The organism is Streptomyces sp. NPDC005803 (assembly GCF_040630435.1).
GTDB lineage: Bacteria > Actinomycetota > Actinomycetes > Streptomycetales > Streptomycetaceae > Streptomyces.
Genome location: NZ_JBEXXO010000020.1, coordinates 180342 through 186534 on the forward strand (window position 1 = coordinate 180342; position 6193 = coordinate 186534).

Sequence of the window (6193 nt, forward strand, 5' to 3'; positions counted from 1 at the left end):
GTCTGACGTGTTATGCGGTCGCGTGGTGCTCGGGGGGTCCACAAAAACAGGCGTACCTGTATGGTTTGCAAGGAGGCGCGCTCTGCGACGCCTCCTCCCTCTCCGCGAGTCGCCGCGGCGAGAGCCGTCGTATCGATCAAGGGGCTTGCGCGATGCAGAAGCGGTCGCAAACGACCCGTGAGGCACTCGTGCGTGCCGCCGTGGAACTCATCGCGAACGGCCGGTTCGCCGATACGGGTCTGGTCAACATCTGCAAGACCGCAGGGGTGAGCCGGGGCGCGCTCTACCACCATTTCCTGTCCATCGCGGAGCTGCTGGCCGAGGTGCACACCCAGGCCCGGGACCGCGTCGACGAACTGGCGGAGCACAGCCTCGTCGAGGCGCGGGCCGACGCCCCGGCGCGGTTCAGCGTCGCGCTCGGGAAGGCACTGGCGGAGGAGCAACTGGTGCGGGCCGGGCTGCAGCTGGCGGCCGACGGCACCGACAACCCGCCCTGGCTGCGGGACGAGGTGCTGGTCCGGGTGCGCGACCAGGTGCTCGCGGTGGGAGCGGACGAGCTCGACCGGCAGGTGCTCGCGGACCTGGCCGTGGTCGTCACCGCGGGGCTGGTGTCCCTCGGCTACACGGACACGGCCTGGTGGAGCCCGGAGCACGCCGAACGGATATGGGGCGTACTGCTGCCGCTCTTCACGCGGGCGTGACACAGGCGGCGGGGGAAGCCGCACGCCCCGGGACGGGGGAAGCCCGCACGCCCCGGGACGGGGCGCCGCCGGGACCTCGTCGGCCCGGGCGGGGAGCCGGCACGCCTACGCCGGGGCGCCGGGCGCCGGGGCCTCGTCGGCCGGGACCTCGTCGGCAGGTGCGGGCGGCGGCGTGATGCGCAGGTGGCCGATCATGCCGGGGGTGACCATGCCCGGCAGCAGGAGCCGCCACATCGCGGTGACGCGGTCGGGCAGGTCCTCCCGGTTCGTATAGACCTGCGACATCACCTGCATGCCGGTGAACGCCCCGACGATCACCGTGGTGGCCTCGTTCAGATTCAGGCCCGGCAGGGTCTCGCCCCGCTTCTCGGCCTCTTCGAGCAGCTCGCGGATGGCGGCGCTCGACTGGTCGTAGGGCGTGTTGAGGGGGCGGGGGAACGACGTCTTCTCCACGGCCAGGCGCACACTGGCGCGCAGGACCGGATCGCGCTGGAGCCGGCTGGCGAAGGAGAAGGTCAGATCGATGACCGCCTGGATCCTGGTGGGCTGCTCGGGTACGACGAGCGCCTCGCTGTGGGCGTTGAGCAGGGCCACCGCGATCGACTCTTTGGAGGGGAAGTGGTGGTACAGGGCGCCACGGGTGAGTCCGCTGCGCGCAAGGATCTCGTTCGTGCTCGCGGCGTCGAAGCCACGCAGGTCGAACACCTCGGCGGCAGCCTCCAGGATCGCTCGCCGTGACCGCGTTCCGCGTTCCTGCTTCGCCATGCCTGATCCTCGCGCTCGTTGGTAGCCAAATTATACAGACCAGTCTGCATTCCGCTGCACAAGGGCGGCGAACCCCGGGCGCGAGCCACCGGCGAGGGCCGATCCGTCCCCTGCCCCGGCGCCGTCCGGCACCGCGGTGCGGCGGCTCCGGCTCAGGGGGTGCCCAGGCGGAAGCCGACGCCCCGGACCGTCACGATCCAGTGGCTGGAGCCGAGCTTGCCGCGCAGGCTGCTGACGTGCGTGTCGATGGTGCGGCCCTTGTGCGACCAGGCATCGTCCCAGACCTGGGTCATCAGCTGCCGCCGCGAGACGACCCCGCCCGGCTGCATCGCGAGGATGTGCAGCAGGTCGAACTCCTTGCGGGTCAGGTCCACCGGACGGCCGTCCAGGGTGACCTTGCGGGTCACCGCGTCGATGCGCAGCGGGCCGTGATCGACCGTCCTGGCGGTCGGGGACGGCCTGACCCGGCGCATCACCGCGCCGATCCGGGCGAGCAGTTCGTGGAAGCCGTAGGGCTTGACCATGTAGTCGTCCGAGCCGGCCTGGAGCCCCAGGACGCGGTCGAGTTCACTCCCGCGCTCGGTGACGGCGATGATCGGGGTGTCGCTCACCGCCCGGATGCCCCGGCAGACTTCGAGCCCGTCCAGGTCGGTCAGATCGAGGTCGAGCAGGATCAGGTCGGCCTGGTGGTGGAGCTGGAGGGCCTGACCGCCGGTGGTCACGCTCTCGGCGCGGTACCCGCGCCGCAGGAGGTCCTGCGTCAGGGCCTTGGCGGAGAGCTCCTCGCTCTGCACCACCAGGATGCGCAGGGCGGGGGGCTCGACCGCCGCGTGCGGCCGGGGCGTCGGTGCGTGCGGGGCCTGGGGCGTGGAGTGATGCCGGACGGCGTGGGATTCGGGTAGGCCTGCTACCTGCTGGTTCATCTGTTCCTCCTGAAGCGCGGGCATCACTGACTGCCAAATGCTCGTGTCGAAGTTCAGGTGCGCTTCGAAAGATACCAAACAGACTTGTCTGATTGTCAATGTGAATCCGGGCGACCGGACCGCCACCACACAGAACCCCTCTGACCTGGGATGAGTGTCGAGATGCCCGGTAGATCCTTCGAGCCCCTCAGGTATCTGACCTGGCCGGATGCCACTTTGTCCGTGGCGAAAACCTGTAAGCCTGTCTGTTAGCGTGAAGTCGCTGCGTGATGCATCCATGACGGGGCGCTGTCATGGCCCCCGCTCGGCCGACGCGCGCCGCCCCGACACACCTAACACAAGTTTTACTTGCGTTACCCGACAGACCTGTCTGTATTTTGTTGGTGTGTCGACCAGGGGGGTGGTCGTTGCGAGAGCTCCTCCCTGCCCAAAATAGACAGGAGCGCCAGCATGACCGCAATGATCGAATCCACACCCATGGGCCTCACCACGATCGTTCCCCGTCAGTACGTGCACCGTGCCGCTGTCTCCGAGGTGCTGCTCACCGGATGGCGGGCGGGCACCGGGCCCCACGCCTTCGTGGTGGGGTCCCAATGGCCGCGTGGGCACTCTCTGTTCGCCCAGTCGGACGGCTACCAGGACCCGATGCTGCTGGTCGAGGCGGCACGGCAGACCGGATCGCTGCTCGCGCACGCCGAGTTCCAGGTCGCCTTCGGGCACCAGTTCCTGATGCGGTCCATCTCGTTCACCGCCTCGCCGGAGCTGCTCGTCGCGACACCCGCGCCGACCGAGGTCGAACTGCACACGGTCTGCGAGGACATCGTCCGCCGCGGCAAGAACCTCGGAGGCATGCGGTACGAGGTGACCGTCATGGTCGACGGCGTGCCCCTGGCCACCGCCGGCGCCGCCTTCAGCTGCACGGGCCCGAGCGTCTACCGCAGGCTGAGAGGGGAGCGGCCCACGCGGGTCGACAGCCTCCCCAGGGAACCCATGGATCCGGCACGGGTGGGTCGCACCGGCCCGCAGCACGTGGTGCTGTGCGAGAGCGCCGGCGACCGCGAGAACCGGTGGGAGCTGCGCGTCGACTGCGAGCACCCGATCTTCTTCGACCACCCCGTCGACCACATCCCGGGCATGATGCTCCTGGAAGCGGCCCGGCAGGCCGCGCACGCCGCCTCGGGCCTGCCCGACGCGCTCGTCCTCGACCTCGACAGCCACTTCCAGCGGTACGCGGAACTCGACGGGCCCTGCTACATAGAGGCGACGTCCGTCGAGGCCGGAGCCCACGACGACGTACAGGTGCGGGTCCGCGGCACACAGCGCGACCAGGACGTCTTCACCGCGGAACTCACGCTGCGCCCGCGCACGCGCTGAGCCCCACCGACGCGCTCGCGAGAACTTCCGCCGACGTACTTCTCGCGGACCCGACCGACGCGCCGCACCGCCACACGGCACTGCCCCGCCTCACCGCCGCACCTGACCCCCGCACTTCAACGACGACCGGAGTTCGTACGTGGACAGCATCATGATCACTGGCGCGACCGGCTTCATCGGCGCCCACGTCGCCCGTGAAGCCACCCGCCGCGGCGCGGAGGTGACCTTGGTGTCGCACCGCCGGCACCCGCAGCCGTCCGCCACGCACCCGGTCCAAAGCCTCCGCGCGAACCTCGCGGAACCGGAGTCGTTACCCGGGCTGTGCGACGGCGTGGACGTCCTGCTGCACTGCGCCTCGCAGATCGGCGGGACGCCCGAGTCGAACCACGCCGTCAACGCCCGGGGGACCGCGGCGCTCGTCGCCGAGGCACAGCGCGCCGGAGTGTCCCGCGTCGTCTACCTGAGCACCGCCGCGGTGTACGGGCGCGGCACCTTCCGGTGCGCACGGCCGGAGACGCTCGACCGCCGGCCGCGGTCGCCGACGTCACGTACCAGGGCGGAGGCCGAGGACGCCGTGCTGGCCGCCGGCGGCATCGTCCTGCGTCCGCATCTGGTTCTGGGGCGCGGTGACGCGTGGGTCGTACCCGGACTCACCGGGCTGCTGAGGACGCTGTCCTGCACGCCGTGGGGGTGGGAGACCAGACACTCCGTCATCGCCGTGTCCGAACTGGCCGCGCTCGTCGTGGCGGCCGGCCTCGCGGCGCGCACCAGCCTGACGGCGTCCGTCTACCACGCGGCCCGGCCCGAACCGGTCACCGCGTCCGCCCTGTTGGAGGCGGTCGCCGACCGCATGGCACCGCCCCCGGCACGGCAGGCGATGGATTTCGGGCGGGCCAGGGAGCGCCTCGCTGGCGACGGCGGCGCCGCCCACGCGTGGGACATGCTCGCCACCGACCACTGGTTCGACAGCGCACCGCTGTGGGCCGACGTGCACCGGGAGCCGGGCCAGGAGCCGCCCCTCGCGTGCATGAGGGACGCGTACCCGGCGCACGCCGCGGCCTGAGTCCTCGCGCTCCGAGCAGCCGACATCTCCTCGACTCCCCTCCGTTGAGCGGACGTTCGAGGCCAGGACGATCCAGCCCTCTGGATGGTCCGGATCGTCCGAACCGTACGACCTATCCGAAGGACTGCACATGGAATACACCAATCTCGGCCGCAGCGGACTCGCGGTGTCCCGGCTCGTGCTCGGCACGATGAACTTCGGGACCCAGACCTCCGAGGCCGACAGCCACGCGATCATGGACCGGGCGCACGACCGGGGCATCAACTTCTTCGACACGGCCAACGTGTACGGCACGCGGCCGGGTGAGGTGCCCACCGAGCCGATCATCGGAAAGTGGTTCGCCTCGGGCAGCGGGCGGCGGGAGAAGACCGTCCTGGCGACCAAGGTGTACATCCCGACGGGCAGCTGGCCCAACGAGGGACGCCTGTCGGCGCTGAACATCCGGCGCGCGTGCGAGGCGTCCCTCAAGCGCCTCGGCACCGACTACATCGACGTCTACCAGATGCACCACGTCGACCGGACCACGCCCTGGGAGGAGATCTGGGAGGCGTTCGGCGTCCTGCGCCAGCAGGGCAAGGTGCTGTACTTCGGCTCGTCCAACTTCGCCGGCTGGCACCTCGCGCAGGCGCAGGAGGCCGCACGGTCACGGCACTTCCTCGGGCTGGTCAGCGAACAGTCGATGTACAACCTCATGAACCGCTGGGTGGAACTGGAAGTGCTGCCCGCGGCGCGGCACTACGGTCTCGGCCTGATCCCGTGGGGCCCGCTGAACGGGGGCGTGCTCGCCGGCGTCCTGCGCAAGCAGAAGGAGGGCGGCGCGGCGCGCGGCACCTCGGGGCACTCCGCGGGCGCGCTCGCCAAGCACCACGAGACCATCACCGCGTACGAGAAGTTGTGCGCCGGGATCGGCGAGGACCCGGCGCACGTCGGACTGGCGTGGCTGCTGGCGCAGGAGGGTGTGACCGGGCCCATCATCGGGCCGCGTACGGCCGCTCAGCTCGACAGTTCGCTGCGTGCCCTGACGATCAGGCTCGACGGCGCTACGCTCGCCAGGCTGGACGAGCTGTTCCCGGCACCCGGCCCGAACGGGTCCAAGCCCGCACCCGAGGCCTACGCCTGGTGAGCACGCCCTCGCAGTGAGACCCGCCCCGGAGGTGCGCGCTCGGCGTGTGCCCGCGTACCTCCGGGGCGGAACCAACCGTATCCATTCGTCACTCTCAGAAGAAGTGAGGCGTCGTGCGCAAGGTGCTCATCGCCAACCGTGGGGAAATCGCTGTCCGTGTTGCCCGTGCGTGTCGGGACGCGGGGATCGGGAGCGTGGCCGTCTACGCCGACCCGGACCGCGACGCGTTGCATGTGCGTGCGGC

At 70.4% G+C, this 6193-nt stretch carries 7 protein-coding genes; 5 read left to right on the forward strand and 2 right to left on the reverse strand.

Translation table 11 applies throughout. The features are described 5' to 3' along the window. Positions 1-152 precede the first annotated feature (152 nt). On the forward strand, positions 153-701 hold the full coding sequence (locus ABZ454_RS26910) for a TetR family transcriptional regulator (protein WP_359541597.1): 549 nt from the start codon (positions 153-155) through the stop codon (positions 699-701). A 105-nt stretch (positions 702-806) separates the two neighbouring features. On the opposite strand, the gene ABZ454_RS26915 is transcribed toward ABZ454_RS26910, so the two are convergent. Together ABZ454_RS26915 and ABZ454_RS26920 are read right to left on the reverse strand one after the other, a co-directional pair. After that, positions 807-1466 carry a ScbR family autoregulator-binding transcription factor gene (locus ABZ454_RS26915; RefSeq protein ID WP_356325210.1) on the reverse strand — a complete coding sequence of 220 codons (660 nt, stop codon included), beginning with the start codon at positions 1464-1466 and terminating at the stop codon, positions 807-809. Positions 1467-1618: 152 nt separating this feature from the next. Then, positions 1619-2389, reverse strand: coding sequence for a response regulator transcription factor (locus ABZ454_RS26920; protein ID WP_356325208.1), 771 nt, complete (start codon positions 2387-2389; stop codon positions 1619-1621). Between the two features lie 450 nt (positions 2390-2839). Here ABZ454_RS26920 and ABZ454_RS26925 point away from each other — a divergent pair, with 450 nt between their 5' ends. The 4 genes from ABZ454_RS26925 to ABZ454_RS26940 all read left to right on the forward strand — a co-directional run. After that, a complete protein-coding gene (locus tag ABZ454_RS26925) occupies positions 2840-3763 on the forward strand; it encodes a ScbA/BarX family gamma-butyrolactone biosynthesis protein (protein WP_356325206.1) in 924 nt (307 codons plus the stop codon). Between the two features lie 151 nt (positions 3764-3914). Continuing rightward, positions 3915-4826: an NAD-dependent epimerase/dehydratase family protein gene (locus ABZ454_RS26930; RefSeq protein ID WP_359541600.1), complete on the forward strand. Its 912-nt coding sequence runs from the start codon at positions 3915-3917 to the stop codon at positions 4824-4826. A gap of 130 nt (positions 4827-4956) precedes the next feature. Next, positions 4957-5949, forward strand: a complete 993-nt coding sequence (locus ABZ454_RS26935) for an aldo/keto reductase (protein ID WP_359541601.1) — start codon at positions 4957-4959, stop codon at positions 5947-5949. 113 nt (positions 5950-6062) lie between these two features. Continuing rightward, a partial coding sequence (locus ABZ454_RS26940; protein ID WP_356325677.1) for a biotin carboxylase N-terminal domain-containing protein occupies positions 6063-6193 on the forward strand: 131 nt, incomplete at its 3' end.

Coding starts and splice junctions, on each gene's coding strand:
- ABZ454_RS26930 (WP_359541600.1), top strand. CDS start 3,915: ATGATCACTGGCGCGACCGGCTTCATCGGCGCCCACGTCGCCCGTGAA.
- ABZ454_RS26920 (WP_356325208.1), bottom strand. CDS start 2,389: ATGAACCAGCAGGTAGCAGGCCTACCCGAATCCCACGCCGTCCGGCAT.
- ABZ454_RS26925 (WP_356325206.1), top strand. CDS start 2,840: ATGACCGCAATGATCGAATCCACACCCATGGGCCTCACCACGATCGTT.
- ABZ454_RS26935 (WP_359541601.1), top strand. CDS start 4,957: ATGGAATACACCAATCTCGGCCGCAGCGGACTCGCGGTGTCCCGGCTC.
- ABZ454_RS26910 (WP_359541597.1), top strand. CDS start 153: ATGCAGAAGCGGTCGCAAACGACCCGTGAGGCACTCGTGCGTGCCGCC.
- ABZ454_RS26915 (WP_356325210.1), bottom strand. CDS start 1,466: ATGGCGAAGCAGGAACGCGGAACGCGGTCACGGCGAGCGATCCTGGAG.